Consider the following 24139-nt stretch of genomic DNA (forward strand, 5'->3'; position numbering starts at 1 on the left):
GGTGTGAAAACAAATAGTGAATATAGATGATCATATCCTTCTATGGAAAGCAGCATCCATTCAAGTGTTGGATATTCGTTATACAAAGATGCAACGTGATGAACAGCTTAGCTCCTATCGTTTACCAGCTAGCGGTTTTTTGTACACAATAAAAGGAAAAGCTACTATATTGTTGGATAGTAAATCCTATAAGATAGAAAATTTTTATATAGCTCATGTCGGTAAAGGAAGTTGTCTACACATCAGTGCTGTAGAAGATATAGTAGAGTACTATTTAATTCTCTATAAAGCAACGCTTCCTCTTCCCCATAGAAAAGGTTTACTAGCATTATGGGAACGTGAAAAACCTTTTCAGCTTCAATATGTTTTTCAAGTTTCGAATGCACTCACATTACAACAAAAAGTTGAAACGATGTACCAGCAATGGCTCAAACAGGACAATCTAGAGCATTTTCATGTCAAGGCACTTTTTTATCAATGTGTTTATGAGCTTTTGCAGCAACTAAGCCAACAGCATGTCATTGTTCAACAGCCAGATCTTGTGGAGCAAATCCAAATTTATATAGAAGAATACTACAGTCAACCCATCACCCGGGAGTCGCTTGCCCAAATGTTAAATTATAGTGTGCCCTATATAGCTAAGCAATTTAAGCAGAAGACGGGTAGAAGTATCATTGATTATCTTATTCAGATAAGAATACAAAAAGCACAGCAGTTGTTAATACATACAACTTCGAGCTTGCAGGAGATTGCTTCGAGTGTTGGCTATGAAGATGTCTCTTATTTTATCCGTATCTTTAAAAAGTACAGTGGGCAAACCCCAATGCAATTTAAACAACAGCCAGATAAGCATAAATCGTATCGTCCTATGTATCGGCTTTCTTTGTCTAATGATAAAAAGTGGATACGACATTATATTGATAATGATAATTATTATCAATATAAAGCAAAAGGAGATTTATCGATGAATAAAAAAACAAAGTCCTCTATGATGGCGACTTTATTGCTATGCTTCACTTTATTGCTTAGCGCATGTTCTGGTACTGCCATTACTGCTTCTAATAATGTAGAAACAAAAGCACCAGCTAATGAGTCAACGGAAGTACAGTCGACAACAAAAATTGTATCCACTGTGAAGGGGGATGTCGAAATTCCTGTTGACCCAGAACGTATCGTAACCGATTATTACCCAGGTTTTTTATTAACTATGGGCATTAAACCAGTAGGAACACAGGAGCTTTATATGAAAAGCCCCTACCTGAAGGAGCATAATGAAGGAATTACTTATTTTGAAGAATCCCTTGAAGCAGTAGTTGATTTGAAGCCCGACCTTATCATTACTGGGGATGATAAGAAATACGAAGAATATGCCAAAATAGCGCCTACAGTCTTAATACCCTTTAATTTAGAAATGGATGCAACATTGGAGGAGTTTAGTAAAATTTTGGATAAAGAGGAAGAAGTGAAGGCTTGGTTAAATGACTATAATCAAAAGGTAGCAAAAGCGAGACAAACAGTTCAAGATATCATTGGTAAGGATCAAACCGTGACGATTTTTGCTGGTGGAGCAACAAAGAATATAACATTATACGGTAATGGTTATACAGGGCGATCATTTTATGATGGGCTTGGACTAACGCCACCCGCAAAAGTAGTAGAGGAAATTGATCCTGAAAAGCCGTGGCTGGAATTATCACCTGAATTACTGCCAGATTATGCAGGTGATTATATTTTTGTGGCTGTCGATAAAGCGACAGAAACATATGATTATAAAAACGAACCAGTTTGGAAAACGCTAGATGCTGTGCAAAATGATCAAATTTTTGAAATTGATGGCTGGAGTTTCTGGTTTTCAGATCCTATTTCAATCCTAGGACAGATTGAAGAAGTGACAGAAATGCTAGTACAGCATGCGAAAGAAAAATAAATGAATTCCCTTAAAATCACTCAAGTATTGGATTGCTTGAGTGATTTTCATGTTGTTGAAAAAAGGTCAATAGCAGAAAAAGATCTTTTGGCAAGGTGAGGGGCTGGCTCCTCTTCAATCAACCATTCTGAAAAGTGTATTTTCCTCTTTCATACTAACAGTAGTCAACAAAATATCTATTAGAGAAAGGTTAGGCTCTTATTTTCAATGAGGAGAATCATCAGTGACAACACCCCTCCATATAAAGTAGTGAACCCCTTCAATTGATTTGTGTTTTCTATGCTTCATGCAAGATTATTAGAAAATTATATTGAGAACGATTATCAATTATAATAAACTTGAATGAAGTGATAAATGGGAAGGAATGATGTAGGATGCTACCAAAGGAGGAGTTTCTTTTTCTCTGGAATCATGCAACGATTAAAGTGCTCGATATAAGATATGAGCTATTCAAACCTGAAGAAATCGGAAAATCATATAAATTGCCTGCTAATATGTTTCTTTATGCCACAGGTGGTGGTGCGGAAGTTCAAATTGATTTAATAAGCTATACACTAGAGGGTTTTCATCTTATTCACGGTGGAAAGGGCTCAACCCTACAAATAGAGGCTACAGACAAAGGCTTTGAATATTTTTTAATATTTTATCGAGCTTCCATTCCTTTAACCCCAAATAAAATGATAGCCAGAGCCATGCAAAGAAATAATCCTTTCAAATATCAATATAGTCTTGTTCCTAACTCACCTATTACAATGTTTGAAAAAGTATATTACATGTATATGAAGTGGGAAAATGCCAATAACCTCAGCAAATTTACTGTTAAATCGCTATTCTATCAGTTATTAAATGAAATTTTCATGCAGTTAGATCAGGACAGTGTCGACATTCAAAAACTGAATGTCTCTAGTCAAATTAAAGCCTATCTAGAACAAAATTATGCACAGCCATTGACCTTAGAATCGATTGCGAAGGCATTGCGCTATAGTCCATCTCATTTATCCATTCAATTCAAGCAACAAATAGGTTATAGCCCGATTGAGTATTTAATTCAGCTACGTATTGAAAAAGCTTCTATTTTGCTTGAGAAGACGAATGCTAGCCTACGCGATATCGCTATGGGTGTCGGCTATAGCGATGTCTATTATTTTAGTAGACTTTTCAAAAAGAGAGTAGGCGTTTCACCAACAAAATTCCGTCAAAAGAAACAAGTAAGTGATCTGGTAAAAGATAGTCCTTCAATGTCTGAAAGATACTCCATTGTCGATTGGAGCTTCCAAGATTATATTGAGAATGGTTATCAATATAATGAAAGGAAGTATGAACCAATGAATAAAAAAGGATTATCAGCTATTGCAACACTTTTCCTTTGTCTGACGCTTTTACTAAGTGCTTGCAGCAGCGGAACATCAAGCAATACAGGAGGCGGAGAAAAACAAGTCTCTACTACACAAGCAGCCAGCGAATCACAAACAAAAATGGTCTCTACTATGAAAGGAGACGTAGAAATACCCGTTAACCCTGAGCGAGTAGTGGTGATGTATTATACAGGTGATGTACTAGCTTTTGATGTGACACCAGTGGGCTCCTCTAAAATACAAGAGGGAGCAGCATTTGAGGAAGAATTAAAAACAGTTGAAAGTTTAGGTGAATGGTTTGAACCGAATGTTGAGGCAGTGATTCAATTAAAACCTGATGTCATCATTATTCCAAGTAAGGATGAGCTTTACGATCAAATGCAAAAAATTGCGCCTACTGTCATGATCGATTTCTCAACAACACTAGATGAACGTTTAACAAAAATTGGTGAGGTTCTAGGGAAAGAGAAAGAAGCAAAAGAGCTATTAGCTAATTTCTATAAAAAAGTAGAGGATAGTCAAGAGCAGTTAAAAGAGGCAGGTATTTCAGATAAAACGGTTAGTATTATGGAGGGCGGCAAAGGGAAAATGTCAGTTGTGACAAGCTATACCTTTGGACGTGGCTCCCAAGCTATTTATGAGTATTTAGGAATGAAAGCACCAGACATTATTCAAAAGAAAATTGATGATAAAAACAACACCGATGAAGCAATCGATGTTTCTTTAGAAGTATTAACAGATTATGCAGGTGATTATGTGTTCCGTTCATCCTATGACGGAATGGTAGATTTAACAGATCATCCAGTTTGGTCTAATATTCCTGCTATTAAAGAAGGAAGGCTTATTGAAATGGATTTTGGTTTTTGTTACTACAACGACATTTATTCATTGTCAAAACAGCTTGATTTCATTGTGGATCAACTAGTAGCTACGACAAAATAAATTAAATAAAAGTTATTGATTGCCCCATAAATGTTTGTTTATGCTTAACATTTATGGGGTATATTTATTTTCATTTAGGATAAGACAAAGTCGATTTTTTGACTTTGTCTATTATTTTTTTTAGGGTCACTCCAATAATATAGTTTATGGACAACTTACGGTCTGCTCTTTCGAACTAAATTGAGAGGAATGAGTAAAAAAAGATAGCACTAAAGAAACCAACATAAGTCTCATTGGTATTTCTTTAGTGCTTTTCATTTAATTGTTTATAATTTGGAATGTGTCAGATGTAGTTGTTTGGATAATATGGCGATTTCCGCTGATGATGAAATCGGCAGGTACTCGCTTACCCAAATCATTTGAGTGAACGATGGATGAATTAGCTGTTAAACCCTCAATGATGATTTCCATATTTGCATCAAAGGTTACTGGTTTTTTATTTAAGGTAGCCTGAAGTGTAATACGGTTTGCCTTTTTGGTTACTTGAATATCCATTACCCCTTCATCTTCATTGACTAGTGTATAAAGCGGCGGAATGATGATGGTCATTTTGTCTTTTGTTGTTAGAATAAAACGTTCCGTGTCAATTTCTGATGCGGCAACATTAATTTTAGCTTTATAAGTGTTTTTATTTTTTGTCATTGCTGTCGTTTTGCCCGGAATAGCCGCAGTATCTGATAATGTAGGTGTTTTAGGTATGCTGTCCTTTGTAGGAAGTGTATATTTCCCTTGTACAAAATCCACTAAAGTCCAAACGTTCGGCACAAGTTGCTGTTGGACAGGTGTTAAAGCTTCAAAAGATGTTTTGACTGCCTGTACATCCTGAGCTGTCGACGTTATTGGTGATAAAGCTGCAATAGCATTTTCCACTTCTTTAGCCGCTGCCTTATCCTTTACGACAAGCTGTTCAGCATCAAGTAACAGCTGTTCAATCCCCACAGGTAAAGAGACATTTGAAAACTTACGCAGTACATTAAGCTCTGCTCGGGCATCGGCTACATCTTTATGAAACGAGAGACGAGATGAATTAATTAATTGAATTTTATTGACTACTTTTTCAACAGATGTATTTGGTGCAATATTGGAAGTTAGTATTTTTTGCGCAGATGCACTTACAAAAGTTTTTTGTGCTGCATTCAAGGTATTATACCAATCTCTTGTTTCAATAACATTTTGATAATAGTTTGAGGATGTAGAATCCACAGAATACAATTTCTCTTCAATTTGTGTTGCAAGCTTACGATAAGCTATTCTTGTCTGCTGGTGTGCTGATAATGTGGAATAGTTCGTGACATACTGTTTTTCTGTTGCTGTTAAAGCATTATAAGCCTTCAGAGCTGCCTCTAAATTTGTCTGGAAGGTAGCGGTTGTATTGTTAATGTTGTTAATAAGTTGCACAACATTTGACACGTTAGCATTGTAGTTAGCAGTTATGTAGGCTGGTTTTGGTATCTCAGCAGCCGATACTGGCGCGCTGTATAGAAGTGAGGGAACTGCCACTAAAGACAGTAAGACAAGTCTTTTGTTAGATTTCATAATGTAAGAATCCTCCTGTGTTTAATGTTTTTGGTTAATCGAAGGGAATATATACAATATATGGTGTTAATTCAATCTTAACATAGACTAGAATCTTTTTTGTATTTATTAGACAAACTAGTGATGTTCATATTGCAAATTCTAAGCAAGTAGAAAATTAAAAACGTTGGAGAGACAAAGGAACATTGCATTGTATGTGAAGTATTTCCTTTCAAGGTTAACTTTTATATTTCTGTTCTTTTTAAAAAAGGGCTTCTTCAAGAAATTTGCATTTTTAGTACTATATTTTGATGACATAAGCAAATCTCCCTAATATATACCATGAAATAAGATTGTAGATGTTTTGTAGATGTCTGGTATAGATATTGTATATTTCTGATTGCTAAAATAATTTAAAATTGTCTATCGTTGTAGAGATTTTTGTTAATTTGTAAAAATAATATTGGAAAATAGTGTATTTGATATAAAGGCACCAAGAAAAAGGATTGATTAGATGAAATTTGTTGAACAACAGTTTGGGAAGGTGAATGATAGTATGCTTAGTAGATTTCAATTTCTAAAGAAAAAAGATCAGGCTGATACGAATGAAATTAACGCAATAACTGAGCAACAAGTTGATGAAGAAGAACAAAATAATGCTAATGAAGAGGAAAAGAATGAACCTGAGTCACAAAGCCTATTTCATATTCCTAGTAGTATTAAAAATAATAAAGCTGTGATGGATTTAATCGTTTCTACCGAGCAAATTGCTCATCAACATCAAATGTCTGAACATAGATATATTGAGCTACAAAACAGATATAAACATACCTCAGAACAATTATCTGAAAGAATCAAAGAAGTTAATAGATTAAATAAGATTATAGAAAGTAAAGAAAGCAGAATAGACACGCTTGAAAAGAAAATAACCGATAAAAATCTACAATTAGATCAGCATATGGAAGACTATAAAGAAATGCAATTTTCATTAACGAATGAAATTGAAGAATTAAAAAATATTATTAATGTAGAAAACAAGAAGTATCAATCCTTTAATGAACAATATGAGAAAGAAACTTTAGATTGGGTAAATAAATTGAAGAAAAAGGAAGATATAATCATAAAATTAGAATCTGAAAATGCGAATTATAAAGAACAAAATGAGCACATTCGTAAGGAAAACGAATATCTAATGAGCATGGCAAGTGATTTCACAAATAGAATGTCTGCTTCATTTTTAGATTATAAAAGAGACAAGAGGAATGAATAGCATACTGCTCTAAGTCATGCTGTTCTATAAGTAGCAAGATGACTCAATAGAAAAGGAGACCCAATAGCAGAGGAGACCCAATATGAGTAACTATAAGACTAATATAATTGAATTACATTCAATTAGAAGTGATTCCATACTTTTTTTGTTGAATGTAAAGACAATCTTAAATAAGAAAACCGTTTTCTTAGAATTAGAAATTGATAGTGAAACATATGATCAATTTAAGAAGCTTGTTATCTTTGATAATTATTCTCGCTATCGGCTTTCTTTGAGATCAAAGTGGGATCCTTTCCGAAACGAGTTTTTAAGTACAATTACTAAAAGTAACGGCTCTATTATTGAATCGTATGATTTTAAGTGTTCTGAACAATATGTTGAAATATTAAATCAGCTAAATACTATTCAAAGTGCAAAAAAACTTTCTATTGATCAGAAATATAAATTTATTACAATTTGTTCTGAAGTAGATAAAAAGCGTACCAAGCAAAAACGAGACTCTCAAAAGATCCCCAAAAAAAGGATTAAACATCTCATTCAAATGGTCATAGGTGTTGTTGTCATTCTAGTAACCTTTTTTATTGCATTTAACAACATCATGATTAACGTAAACATATTCCCAGAAACTACTGAAAATGAAAAGGTTGTTAAGATTAGCTCGGAAAAAAACATGAATTCTGTTGCAGCTAATACTAATAAGGGTGATGAGGTGAGTAAGACTGATGTTGTTTTGAATGAGGAACCTATTAAGAAGGTCAATGCAGAGGATTATTTTATAACCGAATCTGAAATGACATATAGTCTACCTGAGGGGTATGCAGCCATTACTTTTGATGATGGTCCATCTAAATATACGAAGGAAATTGTTGATATTTTAGTCGATCATGATATAAAGGCGACATTCTTTTTTATAGGCCAAAATGCAGTTAATTACCCTCAGTACGTAACATATGCAAAACAACAACAAATGTCTATAGGGAGTCATTCTTGGGAGCATAAAGAACTATCAGAAGTATCTTCAAGTGAGCAAATAACAGATTTAAATAAAACAAATGAAGTACTATCTTCTATAATAGGGGAGCCTGTGACATTACTTCGTCCTCCATACGGGGCCTTTAATGAACAGTTGAAACAAAATGCTCGTAATCAAAATATGAAAATGGTTATGTGGAATCGGGACCCTGAAGATTGGAGAGTAGAGGATTCAGAAGAAATTATCGAATATATACGAGAAAATGGCAAGTCAGGTTCGATCTATTTATTCCATGAAACAAGTAAAACTGTTGAAGTATTGCCCAAAATACTTGAATATCTCAAGCAACATGATATAAAGCTTGTAGTTTTACAATAGATTGCGAATAAATATACGGATTCACATGTTTACGCTTTATACAATAGTCATTTAAGTTGTTGCTAGGATCACAAAATATAAAAAAATTCCCACTGACAGCGTGGGAAAAAATATCAAATAGGTTAGAATGTTTCTCAGTTGTTAGAGGTGCAACGAAAGGTAATGTACGGAATCACTAGGTTTTGAAAAATACAAAAAATATTTTGTTGTAACAAGTACATACGAAACTCAACAAGTGCATGATGTGTTTGTAGTGTCAACTTAGTGGGGGTAATACATGACAATAGAACATTTACAGGCAAAGTGACAGATGTAGTAGCTAAATGATATAGATGTTCAGAACTTGTTCAGCATGTTGTAGTAAACTATTTTATGTAATCTTGTCAATGTCTTAAATCTTAAACAAACCAAGAAAGACTAGGCTTCTTTTGTGAGCCTAGTCTTTCTTGATTAGTGCAACAGATAAGATCCTGAGAGAGATGGATAAAGCGCTGAAAGTGACGGATTAACCTCCGGAACTGATGGATAGAACGACACACACTACACTAGATTTTTTTAGGGATGGAAAAGGAAATGGTTGTACCTTGATCAATAACACTGTCTATCGCTAATTCCACGCCAAATAATTGCTTCAGGCGTTGTTCCGTATTGATGAGACCAACGCTCGTTTTCTCTTTAGACGTCTTTGTTTCAAAACCAACACCATTATCGGTTATGGCTATTGTAAAGTTCTCCTTCTTCTCTTCGATGTAAATGGTCACAGTGCCACCTTCCTGACGTGGTAAAATGCCATGCTGAATAGCATTTTCGACAAGAGTTTGTATCGACAGTGGAGGAACAAACAACTTCATCTGATTAGGAATATCCCACTCAACTCGTATCCTGTCGCCAAAGCGAATTTGTTCAATTGCTATAAAGGCTCGGACCAGCTTTAATTCATAGTCGATTGGCACCGTTAAATCGACATTTTGGAAATCAAAGCTCATTTGTAGGTAATCACTGAAGGCAAGCAATAATTCCTCCATTTTTTCATTGTCTACACCCTGTAAGGAGATAATAGAGTTTAAGGTATTGAAGAAAAAATGAGGCTGAATTTGTGCTTGAAGCCATGCTGCTTCAATGCGAAGACGTTCCTCACTAGATTGCTTCATCTGTATCAGTGCCTGAACCCGTGATTTAAGCTCTATATATTCCATGGGCTTTTTGATGTAATCATTTGCCCCACTTAGAAAGGCTAGTTGAATATCTTCACTTTGCTGTCGAGCAGTTAAAAACAATAATGGTAGTTCTGATATAGAGAATTTTTCACGAATGTGCTTTGCCAAGTCATAGCCCGACATATGTGGCATCATAATATCAGAAATAATTAAATCAAAACTATTCTCTTGTAGTTTTTTCAGAGCCTCAGCGCCACTTAAAGCCGTTTCAATTTCAAAGGGTTCAGTTGAAAATGCATTAACGAGGACCTGCAAGTTTACAGCATCATCATCAACAATGAGTATTCGTGCATGGCTTGACACCAAGATATGCTTTTCAGTGGAAGTAGCAATGCTTTGTTCTATTTGCGTGAAACCATTCATCAATGAAGAATATTTTAATAACATTGTATCCTTCTCAACATTTAAATCTCTGTCCGCTACTGTCTGACTTTTTGCTACTGGTAAAGAGAAAGTAAAGATTGAGCCCTTTCCAACAGAAGAGGTTAACGATATTGTCCCACCATGCAAGGCTATAAGTTCTTGGCAAATGCTTAAACCCAATCCAAGTCCACCACCTATAGAAGTCATTGTTGAATCAACTTGCTCATAAGAATCAAATATTCTTTCTTGGATATCTTTTTCAATACCAATTCCTGTATCTGCAACTGAAATATATAGTTTTTTTCCGACTACTTCGGCATCAATCGTAATGGAACCTTGCTCAGTGAATTTAATGGCGTTATGAATTAAGTTCGCGAAGATTTGAATTAATCTTGTTTCGTCGGCTAAAACAAGTGGTGAGCTGATTGGTATGCGCACAACAAGCTCGATTGGTTTCCCTTTCAGCATAAAACGAAACATATTACTTACGCCACTTGCTAGGTTATAAGCATTCAAAGGTTTTGGTTGCAGTCGAAGGGTTTTTTCCTTTAATTTCACTAAATCCAATAAATCATCTAGTATGTGGGTCATATGATTACCGATTCTTACAAGTAGTCTTAAATCGCTTTGAGCTCCTTTATGTTCTTGCTTAGCTAAAATGGTTTGGGCAATAGTCATCATGCCATGTAAAGGGTTACGGAGTTCATGTGAGGTATTTGCGAGAAAATCATCTTTTGTATTTATTTCCTTTTGCAATTTCACAGAAATTTTTTCTGTTTGTAAGGTTGTTTGAAAATAACGTGTAAACCAAAATGCTGATAATGCAGTAATACCGATTAGTAAATCAAAAGGGTAATGACTATAAGGCAAGACTTTATTTTGCTGTAAAGAGAAAAATAATGAATTGGTTGCTACAGCTGTTCCTGTTAATAATAAAAATATTACGCCCTTTTGCCCTTTTATAACTATATTGAATGTGAAAATAGTTATAATGGTAGGAGAGACAATAAAAAGTATTGTAAAAATAATTTTGGTTTTAAAAATATATTCAATTGGAGCTATTACAATAAAAGATAAATAGGTAGCACATAGCAAAGGGACGATCGTCAATATTTTAGGTTTAGAGTATTCTTTCATTAATTCACGTAAAAATAAAACAAAAAACATCATATTATTAATGTAAGAAAAATAATATAGTTTATTTGCCCAAATCCAATTAATAGAAATATAGCTAAATAAAATCTTATTACTAGAAACAAGTATCGTCACACAAGTCGAAATAATAATCATGGAAAAGTAAAGAAGAGATTTATTTCGAATGCCTATAAACCAAAGTAAAATCGTAAATAATAGATAAAAGAAAAAGACTAAACAAACGGCCATTTGAGTTGAAATGGAAAAAAACTTTGACCGCTCCATTGAATGCAAATCGCCAAAAATAATTTCTCGTTGAAATCCACCTTGTACATAACGATTAGCTTGAACACCTTGTATAATAATTTCGCTTTTAGTAGTGTTGAGCGTAAAATAATAGGTTGAGGGTCTACCAATAGGGGCAATTTGAGTATTGTTCGTCGCTAGATTTCCAAGTCCTCCAATGAAATGACCGTTTATATAAAGCTCATAAGGTGCTAAGCCTTCAGGTATTGTAATGCCATACATCTGAGAAGATATATGTTCTTTTAAAATAGTTAGACGATAAGAACCATAATGAATTTCATCATTATTTTCAAAATACTGATCCCAAGATTCTGGCTGATTCGTATAAATTTTGTTTTGTTTAAATGATTTGGTATTTTCTGAAATGAGAAGGGTGTTAGGATAAAATTCCCATTCACTTTGTAGTTTAATACTAAAATTTTGGCTTGTATCAACATTTCTTAAATCAACAATCCCTTGAATAGCTGCGACTCCCGTTGAAGTGTTAGTAAAACTCATCCAAGTGAAGCGTGTAAGAGTTAGAAAACAAAAAAATAAACCTGCAATTAGAAAAATAGTAAAATTATTGGAAAATATTTTCTTTTTCATTATAAATAATAGATTTCGACAAATAGGCTTAATTCCCTTCAAAGGTAACGGTTTTTCTATCAATTATTTCAAAAAATAAACGATAATAAGTAGAGGATTAGTTTTTAAGGAGGAGCAAATATGAGAATCGTGCTAGTAGATGATGAACTTTTACCATTAAAGAGACTAAAAAACTTACTAGAAAATAGTAATGTCCCGGGAATTAAAATAGTGGGAGAATACACCGATTCTCTAAAAGTAATTGAAGAAATTCAGACGCTACAACCGAATGTTGTATTTTTAGATATAGTGATGCCCAATATTGATGGTTTAGCACTGGGTGAAAAAATACAAGAATTAATGCCTGACGTGGAATTTGTTTTTACAACAGGGTTTGATCAGTATGCAATAGATGCATTTAATTTACATGCTATTGACTATTTATTAAAACCTATACAAAAAATCCGGTTAGAAAAGACCTTAGAACGTCTTGAACAAATTAATAATAAACATAAAAATATCACAACTAAACATACAGTTATTAAGCTTTTTGGAGGGCTTAATGTTGTTGCTCCAAACGGTCATACACAGTACATGAAATGGCGGACATCTAAAGCTAAAGAACTATTTGCATACATGCTAGAGCATAGAAATGAAATGATTTATCGTGATACGATTCTAGAGTTATTTTGGCCAGAATCTGATATTGATAAAGCATCTAAACAACTTTATACAGCCATTTATACAATACGGAAAACATTGAAAAACTATGGGGTAGATGGCGTAAAAATTTCAAGTCCTTTGCTAAATTCGGGCTACAAACTAGTAGTTGAAAATATTGTGGTGGATGTAGAACAATGGCTATCTCGCTTAAAATTGTTACCTCCAATACAGCAGACAACAGTAGATGAACATGAACAGATATTCCAGATGTATACGGGTGATTATTTAGGAGATTGTGATTATTTATGGGCGGAAAGTGAAAGAGAACGCTTAAGGAGACTGTGGTTGCATCATGCTCAGCAACTAAGCGAGTTTTACATAAGAAATGAAAGTTACATTGCTGCCATAAAGGTGCAGGAAAAAGTGCAAGCACTATTCTCTGATGCAGAGGAGAACTATTTTACTTTAATGAAGCTTTACGATCTACTTAATAATACAGCCGCTGTTGAGGAGCAATACTGGCTATTAAAAAAGATGCTTCAAGAGCATTTGGCAGTGGAACCAAGTGAGGAGATTGAGGATTGGTATCGAAGCTGGAAACAGACAAATACCATGTCTCATGTAGATGCTTTTAACTAGTCAAAATTTTTAAGAGGCTGGGACAGAACTCGATTATATTGAAAAACAATAAAAATGGATATTAGCTTTTTCACTTTAAGAAGTTAAATATGCCTTCCTAAATCAAAAAAATGTTAGACCAATTATATCTTGGTCTAACATTTTTTCTTTTTGTCCCAGCCTCTTCTTTTAGTGTAATAAACCATCACGCTTAGCAGAGTTGTAATAGCTCATTGCGCCGTTTAAATTATTATAAGCATTTACGACTTCGAGTTGAGTTGCGTAATAATTGTTTACAATTGATTTCGCTTGTTCAATATAGTTATTTATATAGATCCACTCATTTTGTGAAGTCCATTTTGAATAATAAGGTACATCACTGCCATCGCCATTGTACGAAATTGAAACAAGGTCATTATAGGCTGAAGTGATAAGTGACTCTAAATAAGATTTATCGACATTATAGCCACCATTTGTGCCATACTTATAAGCATTTTTATAAGTTCGAATAGCATTGTTTAAATTATTGGTCGCGTTGGCAATATCAGTTTGAGTCGCATAATAATTATTGACAATTAACTGTGCAGAAGAAACAGCAGATTCGATTGCGTTTCTTTCTGTCTGTGTAGTCCAAGGGGAATTATATGGTACATTTGATCCGTCCCAAGAAACCGTAACATATTGAACAGAATTAATTAAAGATTGTAGTGAAGCTTTATCGCCATAACCATATTTTGTACCACTCTTCTGAGCAGCTTGGTAGACTGCTAGTGCATTTTTATACTGATTAATGGCATTTTTCACTTGTTCTTGTGAGGCATTTGAATTATTTGCTATGACTCTTGCACTTGCTACAGCAGAATCAAACACTGTGCGGTCTGCTTGTGTTGTCCATTTATCCGTATTTAAAATATCATAGCCGTTTACTGATACTTGTACATATGGTGGGGATGCGATTAGTGTATTGAGTTCTTTTTTATCAATTACAGGGAGCGTTACGGAGACACGACTATCGTCTACCTGTACATTGTTTACAAGATGTCCTGAATCTAAAGCTACTTTAGTACCGCCTTTTACAACGATTTGCTCAATTTTACCCTCACCATAAAGGTTGAAATCTTTCGCTACATTAATTGTAAGTTTTTCGATATTAGACATTGCTTCAAAAGATGCAACTTTACCTACTACATCTACTTTGGAAAGAGTTTGGTCAGAAGATACATTGACTTTCGTACGTTCCAAATTGATGTTAGATGATTTCATATCGATTAAAGTAACGTATAACCAACTTACTTTTTTCGTTACAATTGGTTTTAGTGTAATTGTTTCATCTACTGCTACTTCATCGAGTGTAACGGCTTTTTTTACTCTGTTTGTAATAATAAGCTGACCATCCACGCTAACATCCTGAATCTTTACATAGTCTGCATTTACCGTAAGATCTCCAGAGATTTGTGCGTTACCTCCATCAAAATAGACAGATTTTTTGCTTGTACCTGCTTTGTTTAATATTAATGCGGTAACATCGGTAATTTGACCATTTTTCACTACAATAGTAGCTCGAGCATTCGTTAATGCTGCTTTATTGGAAGTTTGAAATAGTGGCTTTAAGGCCTGTTGGATTCTGTAAGTACCGTTCGAAGTAATAACCGTATCATTAGTAATATTTTTAATCGTTACGGATTCTCCTGCTAATTTTACTGCTGCTACCTGTGTCTCATATAAATTTGATTGAATTTGAGATGATGCGGCACTCGCAGTAGACATTGGTAATACTAGTGTCGCTGTAATAGCCGTGGCCATTAATGTTGATAGCGCTTTATTTTTCATGTAAGTCACTCCAATCATTCTATTTAATAGTTAATATATCATATTCTTCTATAATTTAGAATTCGAAGAGAATGTTTTACTATGAATCTCAATTCAAATAAGTCATTAGTCCTTATTTAAGAAGAATAAATAATTAGTGTAGTATCGGTATTTTTCTCTATAATTCTGTAAATTTTCTACTTTATTCGCTAATTATTTTATTGTGATACAAACCTCCATCCATTATTATTAGTATAAAAGTGGGGTGTTAGTTATGAAAAAATCAAGAGGAATTGCCTTAAAACTTTCTTCCCTAATAATAGGATTATTTCTTATTTTATTTTTATCCTATACAGTAACAACAGGGATTATTATAAAAAAGCAAAGTGTTGAAGACGCAGAGCATGGAACATTGCAAACAGCTGAATCTTCTGCCGCTATTATGAGTGAACGCTTTAAGAAAGCCAATACGACATTACAAACAACAAAGCGTATCATAGAAAGCCTGGAGAAGAATAATACGTTGTCTACCAAAGGTGTCATAGACATAATGGAAAATAATTTAGCTAACAATAATGACATTCTTGGGGTAGGAGCAATCTTTGAGCAAGATTCTATTATTCTAGTACCAACTGAGGCAGCTTTAATAGATACTAAAAAGCGTTTTATGCCTTATTTAAGTAAAAACGGAAATGATATCACGACTGCTCTAATCGAAGGAATTGATGATAAGAGTGTTTCTGAATGGTATTGGGTACCAAAAGAAGAGAGACGTGCAGTTTTGACGGAGCCCTATGAGTATAATGTAAACGGACAAAGCGTTTTAATGACAACCATTTCGGTGCCATTAATCAATGCTTCTGGAACATTTTTCGGTGTATTGACAGCGGATGTATCGATAGATTTTTTAAATGATTTAACAAAATCGAATGCCCCAGAAGGCGGTTACGCAGCAATTATTACCAATAAAGGTGTGCTAACAGCTAACAGTTTTGGTGAAGAGCTAGTTGGGCGCAATATGCAAGAGGATCCTACTTGGACAAGTATTAGTAAGACAATGGAAAATGGTGAGCTAACAAGTATATACGTTGATTCTAATCAACTGAAGGAAAAAGCATATAATGTTTTTGCTCCAATGATTTTAGAGGATATTGACGAAACATGGACTGTTCAAGTCGTGCTAGCTGAATCAAAGATTCTAGAGACATATAATCATGTATTTGTATTTACGATTATTGCTTCTATTATTATGGTTGTTTTGATGACAGCAGCAAGTGTGTTATTCATCTATAAACAGTTAAAGCCACTTAAATTTTTACGTGCATCGATTGAAACTGCGGCTGAGGGAGATTTAACACAAAAGGTAGAAGAGAAATATATTAAGTCTGATGAAATAGGTGCAGTGGCGATTGCTTATAATAATATGCTAGATAAAACCAATAGTGCGATTCAATCCGTGCTTAATTCTACGATGTTATTGAACCAATCTTCTAATCAGGTACATGAGGCGTTTAATGAAGTAGTTGCTTCTAGTCAGGAGGTTTCTGTAGCTATCAATGAAATTGCACAAGGAGCTTCGAAGCAATCAGAGGATACAGAAGAAACAAATTATCGAATGATGGATTTATCTGATCAAATTGATGCCATTACGGCTCTTTCCAACGAAATGGATGAGCTATCTCATAAAACAGGTGTAACGACAGAAAAAGGATTGCATGAAGTTGAAAGCTTACGGGAGCGTAATATGGAGACAAATGAGATGAATGGGCGTATCCAGCAGCAAATGGAATCATTGGCCTCTAATATTGCGAATATTAATCAGATTATTGCTTCAATCCAGAGCGTTACCGAGCAGACTAATTTGCTAGCTTTAAACGCAAGTATTGAGGCCGCACGTGCTGGTGAACATGGTAAAGGATTTGCGGTAGTTGCAGAGGAAGTTAGAAAGCTGGCGGAACAATCTAAGAATGAAACAGAAATTATTAAGAGTACAGTAGAAAGCATTCTTGAAAATTCTCAGCAAACGGTTGCAGTCATTGCATCTAATGCAGATTTAATGCACGCTCAAAATGAGTCAGTACAAAGCACGCAACTAGCATTTAAAGATAGCAGTGACTTGTCAGGTTCAATTGCGAATTCTATTAGTGAATTAATGAATAAACTATCTAGTATGTTAGAGCATAAAAATCAGGCAATCATGTCCATCCAAAGTATTTCGGCTATTTCAGAGCAAACAGCAGCTTCTGCAGAACAAGTAAGTGCTTCTGCTATGGATCAACAAGCAGAATTACAAAAAGTAGCAGAGTCTATTCAAAGTATGAACGATATTTCAAATGAGCTACAAGAAGTTGTAAATCGATTTAAGCTTGCTTAAAAGGAAAGGCTGCCTTCAATATAGGGGCAGTCTTTCTTTTATTGTGAAAGTAAGAGAAATTGACCTAAAAAGAATTCAGCACTACTATTAACACTGGAAGGGGGACATTGATATGATGTATCTCGGAATGATTTTCTTTCAAATTGTTGTACCTATTTTAGTGTTACTTGTAATCGGCGCTATACTACAAAAGAAATTTCGCTTTAACTTAAAAGCAATGTCTCAGCTTATTACATACTGCTTTATGCCAGCAGCTGTTTTTGTGAATTTATATGAAACGCATGTAGAATTATCTGTTCTGGGAGAAGTCGGGTTATTTATTATGCTCTTTATCGGTAGTCAAATGATACTCAGTCATTTAATGGCGAAAGGGTTAGGTTTAGCCAAAACAGAGGCGGCTGTCTTTAAAAATAGTGTGGTGCTTATTAACTCTGGCAATTACGGTATTCCAGTGGCTCAAATGATTTTTGCCACGCAACCTATTGGCGTAGCAATTCAGGTCATGCTTGTAATCTTTCAAAATATGACAACTTATACATATGGTTTGTACAATTTGATTTCTTCTACGAAGTCGGGTATGACAATCATCAAAGATTTCTTTAAAATGCCCATTATTCATGCACTGATTATAGGCGTTGCTATGAACTATTTTGATATCGGTATACCGCAGTTTATCAAAATACCGGTAGAGCATGTGGCAGATGGATTTATTGCTGTGGCATTAATTACCTTGGGTGCGCAATTGTCACAACTTGAGATCAAATCAATGTTTAATAAAACGGTCTTTGTCAGCTGTTTTACACGATTAATTATTGGACCAGCTGTTGCATTAGTCATTATTTATGTATTGGGATTAGATGGAGTCGTCGCACAATCACTGTTTATAGCCAGTGCCTTTCCAACATCTCGTAATAGTTCTAGTCTAGCATTGGAATATGATGTAGAATCAGCAACAGCCGCGCAAGCTGTTTTATTTTCAACTATTGTGAGCTGTATAACCGTAACAATTGTGATTTATTTTGCAGAAGTATTATTTACCTAGTTAGCTGAAAGACAAAAAAATATAACTTCCATCTCTTAGTAATATCTGCTACACTAGCATCAAACTAAATAGTATTAACTAGGGGAGTCTGATGAGTCAGGCTGAGAGGGAAACGCTTAGAGGTTTCTTGACCCTTTGGACCTGATCTGGCTCATACCAGCGTGGGAAAGTTAAGAAGCTATTGCAGAGTATGCAATTAATAGACCTTTACATTCATGGCCGGATCCAAATAATTATTTTGGATTCGGCTTTTATTTATTTGATTGTTGGGGTGAGCTAGATTCGGTCCTTGTATCAAAATACATTTAAGGGAGAGAAGTAGCTCATGTCAGTAGTAAGTGAAAAGAATATTACGATTATGTCCAGCTTTGAAGGAAGCAAAAAAGTGTATGTGGAAGGATCACGCCCCGATATTTTAGTACCTATGCGTGAAATCGCATTAAGTCCCACAACTGGTAGCTTTGGGGATGAAGAAAATGCACCTATTCGAGTATATGATACGAGTGGTCCTTACACAGATCCAGCCTATCAAGCGGATATTACAAAAGGTTTACCAGTTTTACGACGCACATGGATAGAAGAACGAGGGGATGTTGAAGAATATGAGGGGCGTACGATTAAACCAGAGGATAATGGTTTTCGTCGTGCAGATGACCCGCGTAATCATGAAAATGTCTTTCCTGAATTAGCAAGAAAGCCTTTACGTGCTAAAAAAGGTAAAAATGTAACACAGCTTCATTATGCGCGAAATGGCATTATAACACCTGAAATGGAGTTCGTAGCCATCCGTGAAAATATGGACCCTGAATTTGTTCGTTCAGAAATTGCAGCAGGGCGAGCTATTATGCCTTCTAATATTAATCACCCTGAGGCAGAGCCAATGATTATTGGCCGTAATTTCCATGTGAAAATCAATGCAAACATTGGGAATTCGGCGGTATCTTCGTCCATTGCAGAAGAAGTTGAGAAAATGACGTGGGCAACTCGATGGGGTGCAGATAACATTATGGATCTTTCAACAGGTAAGCATATTCATACAACGAGAGAATGGATTATTCGAAATGCTGCAGTGCCAGTGGGAACTGTGCCAATTTATCAGGCTTTAGAGAAAGTGAATGGCATAGCAGAGGATTTAACATGGGAGGTATATCGTGATACCCTTATTGAACAAGCCGAGCAGGGTGTTGATTATTTCACCATTCATGCAGGTGTCCTTTTACGCTATGTACCGCTTACGGTAAATCGTGTAACAGGCATTGTATCTCGTGGGGGTTCTATAATGGCACAGTGGTGTTTATATCATCATCAAGAGAATTTCCTTTATACACACTTTGAGGAAATCTGTGAAATTATGAAAGCTTATGATGTTGCTTTTTCCTTAGGTGATGGTTTACGTCCAGGCTCAATTGCAGATGCCAATGACGAGGCACAATTTGCAGAGCTTGAAACACTAGGCGAACTAACGCAAATTGCTTGGAAGCATGATGTTCAGGTGATGGTTGAAGGGCCAGGTCATGTACCGATGCATCTCATTAAAGAAAATATGGATAAGCAATTAGAGGTTTGTAAGGAAGCGCCCTTCTATACATTAGGCCCACTAACAACAGATATTGCTCCGGGTTATGATCATATTACCTCAGCCATTGGTGCAGCGATGATTGGCTGGTTTGGTACAGCGATGCTTTGTTATGTGACACCGAAAGAGCATCTTGGCTTACCGAATCGTGAGGACGTTCGCGTGGGCGTTATTACTTATAAAATTGCTGCACATGCTGCTGATTTAGCAAAAGGGCATCCTGGTGCACAACAACGAGACGATGCACTGTCTAAAGCACGTTTTGAATTCCGTTGGCGTGATCAATTCAATCTGTCATTAGATCCAGAACGTGCAGTGGAATATCATGATGAGACACTGCCAGCAGAGGGAGCAAAAACAGCGCACTTTTGTTCTATGTGCGGTCCTAAATTCTGTAGTATGAGAATTTCACAGGATATCCGTAATTATGCTAAAGAAAAGGATTTAAATACTACTGAAGCGATCCATCAAGGTATGAAGGATAAGGCGGAGGAGTTTAAAAAAGCAGGTAGTCAAATTTACCAATAATGAAAGAAAAGGCTTATGTCAAATTATAGACATAGGCCTTTTCTTAATCAAAAAACTCCATGTGAATGATGGATTCACATGGAGTAAAAGTTGGATTTGGATATCAATAATAAGTGGAATATTAAACGTTTGTTGGTTGTTTTACATATGGGTTTGTAAGGTCCATACCTTCTAATGAAAGACCCATCGCTTTTGCAACACCTTCACCATATGCTGGGTCAGCTAAATAGCAGTGAAGGATGTGACGACGCTTGATGAATTCTTCAACAGAAGCCATATCATTCGCTGTATTTTCAAATAGGCGTTGTTGCTCTTCCGCAGTCAATAGACGGAATAGTTTACCTGGTTGTTCAAAGTAATTATTATCGTCTTCACGGAAGTCATGAATACCTGCATGACCATCAATGCGTAATTCAGGCTCTTTATGGTCTAAGTTATGCTCCCATTCACCATAGCTATTTGGTTCATAGCCTAATGTTGAACCAAGGTTGCCGTCAAAGCGCATTGCTCCATCTCGGTGGAAAGTACGGAATGGGCATTTTGGTGCGTTAACAGGAAGCATATAGTGGTTTACTCCTAAACGGTAGCGTTGTGCATCCGCATAGGCAAAGATACGACCTTGTAACATTTTATCTGGTGAGAAGCTAATACCAGGGATGATGTTAGATGGTGCAAATGCAGCTTGTTCCACTTCTGCAAAGTAGTTGTCCGGGTTTTTGTTTAACTCAAACTCACCTACAGGAATTAATGGGAAGTCTTTTTTATACCATACCTTTGTTAAATCAAATGGGTTGTATGGCAGCTCACGAGCTTGCTCCTCTGTCATTACCTGAATATACATTTTCCATTTAGGGAAATCGCCTTTTTCGATGGCTTCATATAAATCACGTTGTGAAGATTCACGGTCTTGGCCAATAATCTCATTCGCCTCGGCACCAGTTAAGTTTTTAATGCCTTGCTCTGTACGGAAGTGGAACTTAACCCAAACGCGCTCATTATCAGCATTGATAAAGCTATACGTATGAGATCCAAAACCGTGCATATTGCGGTAACCAGCTGGAATACCACGGTCAGACATAACAATTGTCACTTGATGAAGTGCTTCAGGTAATGAAGTCCAGAAATCCCAGTTAGAGTTGGCATTTTTCATATTTGTACGTGGGTCACGTTTTACCACGTGGTTTAAATCTGTAAAGTGTAATGGGTCACGGAAGAAGAATACAGGTGTATTATTCCCTACTAAATCCCAGTTCCCTTCTTCTGTATAGAATTTAAGGGCAAAGCCACGAATATCTCGCTCAGCATCTGCTGCGCCACGCTCACCAGCAACTGTAGAGAAACGTGCGAACATTTCTGTTTTCTTGCCAATCTCTGAGAAGATTTTCGCTTTTGTATATTGTGAAATATCATGCGTTACAGTAAAAGTACCAAATGCACCTGAGCCTTTTGCGTGCATACGACGTTCTGGAATTACTTCACGGTTGAAATTTGCTAATTTTTCAACTAACCATACATCTTGAAGTAAAAGAGGGCCGCGTGGACCTGCTGACATAGAGTCATGGTTACTTACTACTGGAGCACCACCTGCTGTTGTAAAACGACGGCTACGATCATTTGCATTTGTCATATTAGTTTACCTCCTGAAAAAAATGTGAGTCAAACTCTTCATCTATAACTATAACAAATATAAAATAGAATTGCTAGTACATTGTAATAATTATCGTTAAAGAATTTTTATATTTAAGTATAAACTATAAATATATGCGCTAGACATGCGGATTATACATAGTTTTTAACTTTAATTTATCTTTTCAAATCTCAATTTTAAAAACAATTGTAAGGCAAAGTTCAAGATAATGACTTCATCGAACAAATCTTTATTGAAAATAAAATCAACTAAATGAAAATTATTTTAATCAAACTTTTAATTTTTTCTATATCGGTTAGGTGTAATACCAATTTGTTGCTTAAATAATTTTATGAAATAATTTGGATCATCAAAACCGTTTAAATGAGCGATTTCACTAATTGCGAAATCTGTTTCTAGCAGCATTTTTGTGGCATGATGAATTCTTACTTGCTGTAAATAGCGCTGAAATGGCAAGCCTTGCTTCTTTGAAAAAATTGTACTTAAATAATTGGGGCTTATTCCGAGCTTATGAGCGACAAAGGGAAGAGACAATGCGCTATCTTTAAAGTGTTGATCAATTATTTCTAAAGCTAGTTCAACATAATCGGCTCGCTTCTCCATTCGAGCTTCCCTTGCTAATTCAATTAATGTCTGTGTAAAAGAAATAATCCCATTGAGAATCGTATAAAATATAGGATGCTCAATGATTAAGTGAAATAGCTGACGATAGTTTTGTTCGATAACTGCTTTCTCATGTAATTTATATTTCAGCATAAAGCGCCGAATTTGTGCTAAGACACTCGTCAGATGAATACGTAGGTCATCTTGCTCGTAATAGATGCCTTCATTAGAAAGTCGATATAAAAAAGTTTTAACGGCCTCTAAGTTCCCATCTTCCAAACTACTTATTAATAATTGTTGCTCTTCTGGTGTTAGTAAAGGATCAAAGGGCTGTGTTTCAAATTGTTTGCTCGCATAAAAAATATGGCCAAAGCCTTCATAAAAACTTTGATGTAGTGCACGCTTTGTTAATGTATACATATCTTTAATGGTTGTATGTGTTCCGTCATATATCCCGATATTTAAAGAACTATTACTAATCAATCGCCATTCCTTCATAAGTGTACGTACATCCTTCTCTACAATCTTTATATCATTTGTTTGAAAAAGACATACGATTCTATTAGATAGAGGATAGGTTTTCATATGAAAGTGAATGGGTGTTTGTTGAAGCCAATTGTAAAGCTTACTGAACGTTTCGATATGTTCGGGTTCAATCATTGTAAAATGTATCGTTGTTTCAATTGAGCTAGATTTATTATCTAAAAATAATTGATTATAGAAGGAATCGTTCGTAGTCTCCTGCTCATCTTCCGTAACTTGTGGTGTGCGAAGAGAAATGACTGTGAGTTTTTTCTTTAATAGCTCTAAATCAATAGGCTTCACAAAAAGATGAGCTACCTGTAAATCAATTGCCTTCAACGCATTTTTAAATAATGGCTCTGTTGTCATTGCTAAAATCGCACCGGAAAGTTTTTGTAAATCGCGATAAAGAGCTGCTAAACGATTATTAGGAAATAAATCGATATTTAGCAGTATGGCATCTGGCTCAAATTGCCGAATACTTTGAGGCACCTCTGAAATACTTGTACACATTTGAATGAAAACATCTCCGGGGAAATATGTATGTAAAAACCATTTTATACCTGCTAGGTCGGTAGGATCTCGATCAATTAATAACAGCTTCATACCATCAACCTTTCTTAAAATATTCTAGTTTCATATAAAAGTACGGTTATATTAATAAAAATAACATAGGAATCTGAAAAAAGTCTTGTTTTCTCTTTTAAAATTCTCTATATTCTGAAAAAGGTTGTTAGTACAATGTAAATAGAGTAATTGATCATCAGCAGAAACCAACTTTTATTATGAAAACGCTTAAAAGAAGTTTA

Annotated in this window: 13 protein-coding genes and 1 riboswitch; of the genes, 8 read left to right on the forward strand and 5 right to left on the reverse strand. The window is 35.3% G+C overall.

What is annotated here, in order from left to right; genetic code table 11:
• Positions 1-16: 16 nt before the first annotated feature.
• A complete protein-coding gene (locus JTI58_RS10080; protein WP_205446478.1) occupies positions 17-1927 on the forward strand; it encodes an AraC family transcriptional regulator in 1911 nt (636 codons plus the stop codon).
• A gap of 374 nt (positions 1928-2301) precedes the next feature.
• Positions 2302-4224: an ABC transporter substrate-binding protein gene (locus JTI58_RS10085; protein ID WP_205446479.1), complete on the forward strand. Its 1923-nt coding sequence runs from the start codon at positions 2302-2304 to the stop codon at positions 4222-4224.
• Positions 4225-4482: 258 nt separating this feature from the next.
• Here the strand turns inward: JTI58_RS10085 and JTI58_RS10090 are convergent, their stop codons facing one another.
• On the reverse strand, positions 4483-5760 hold the full coding sequence (locus tag JTI58_RS10090; RefSeq protein WP_205446480.1) for a hypothetical protein: 1278 nt from the start codon (positions 5758-5760) through the stop codon (positions 4483-4485).
• Between the two features lie 493 nt (positions 5761-6253).
• On the opposite strand from JTI58_RS10090, the gene JTI58_RS10095 reads away from it, so the two are divergent.
• A complete protein-coding gene (locus JTI58_RS10095; protein WP_205446481.1) occupies positions 6254-7009 on the forward strand; it encodes a hypothetical protein in 756 nt (251 codons plus the stop codon).
• 82 nt (positions 7010-7091) lie between these two features.
• Positions 7092-8360, forward strand: coding sequence for a polysaccharide deacetylase family protein (locus JTI58_RS10100; protein ID WP_205446482.1), 1269 nt, complete (start codon positions 7092-7094; stop codon positions 8358-8360).
• Positions 8361-8905: 545 nt separating this feature from the next.
• On the opposite strand, the gene JTI58_RS10105 is transcribed toward JTI58_RS10100, so the two are convergent.
• Entirely contained in the window at positions 8906-11878 is a 2973-nt protein-coding gene (locus JTI58_RS10105; protein WP_205446483.1) for a hybrid sensor histidine kinase/response regulator, read from the reverse strand.
• A gap of 210 nt (positions 11879-12088) precedes the next feature.
• On the opposite strand from JTI58_RS10105, the gene JTI58_RS10110 reads away from it, so the two are divergent.
• Entirely contained in the window at positions 12089-13249 is a 1161-nt protein-coding gene (locus JTI58_RS10110) for a response regulator (protein ID WP_205446484.1), read from the forward strand.
• A 168-nt stretch (positions 13250-13417) separates the two neighbouring features.
• On the opposite strand, the gene JTI58_RS10115 is transcribed toward JTI58_RS10110, so the two are convergent.
• Entirely contained in the window at positions 13418-15058 is a 1641-nt protein-coding gene (locus JTI58_RS10115; protein ID WP_205446485.1) for an S-layer protein, read from the reverse strand.
• A 253-nt stretch (positions 15059-15311) separates the two neighbouring features.
• Between JTI58_RS10115 and JTI58_RS10120 the strand changes: the two genes are divergently transcribed.
• From JTI58_RS10120 to thiC, 3 genes are all read left to right on the forward strand, one after another.
• Positions 15312-17411 carry a methyl-accepting chemotaxis protein gene (locus JTI58_RS10120; RefSeq protein WP_205446486.1) on the forward strand — a complete coding sequence of 700 codons (2100 nt, stop codon included), beginning with the start codon at positions 15312-15314 and terminating at the stop codon, positions 17409-17411.
• A gap of 112 nt (positions 17412-17523) precedes the next feature.
• Positions 17524-18453: an AEC family transporter gene (locus tag JTI58_RS10125; protein ID WP_205446487.1), complete on the forward strand. Its 930-nt coding sequence runs from the start codon at positions 17524-17526 to the stop codon at positions 18451-18453.
• Between the two features lie 70 nt (positions 18454-18523).
• Positions 18524-18638, forward strand: a riboswitch (TPP riboswitch).
• Between the two features lie 140 nt (positions 18639-18778).
• Positions 18779-20557, forward strand: a complete 1779-nt coding sequence (gene thiC / locus JTI58_RS10130; protein ID WP_205446488.1) for a phosphomethylpyrimidine synthase ThiC — start codon at positions 18779-18781, stop codon at positions 20555-20557.
• 121 nt (positions 20558-20678) lie between these two features.
• On the opposite strand, the gene JTI58_RS10135 is transcribed toward thiC, so the two are convergent.
• A complete protein-coding gene (locus tag JTI58_RS10135) occupies positions 20679-22184 on the reverse strand; it encodes a catalase (protein WP_205446489.1) in 1506 nt (501 codons plus the stop codon).
• A gap of 297 nt (positions 22185-22481) precedes the next feature.
• Positions 22482-23936, reverse strand: a complete 1455-nt coding sequence (locus JTI58_RS10140; protein ID WP_205446490.1) for a helix-turn-helix domain-containing protein — start codon at positions 23934-23936, stop codon at positions 22482-22484.
• Positions 23937-24139 lie beyond the last annotated feature (203 nt).

The organism is Lysinibacillus fusiformis (assembly GCF_016925635.1).
Taxonomy (GTDB): domain Bacteria; phylum Bacillota; class Bacilli; order Bacillales_A; family Planococcaceae; genus Lysinibacillus; species Lysinibacillus fusiformis_F.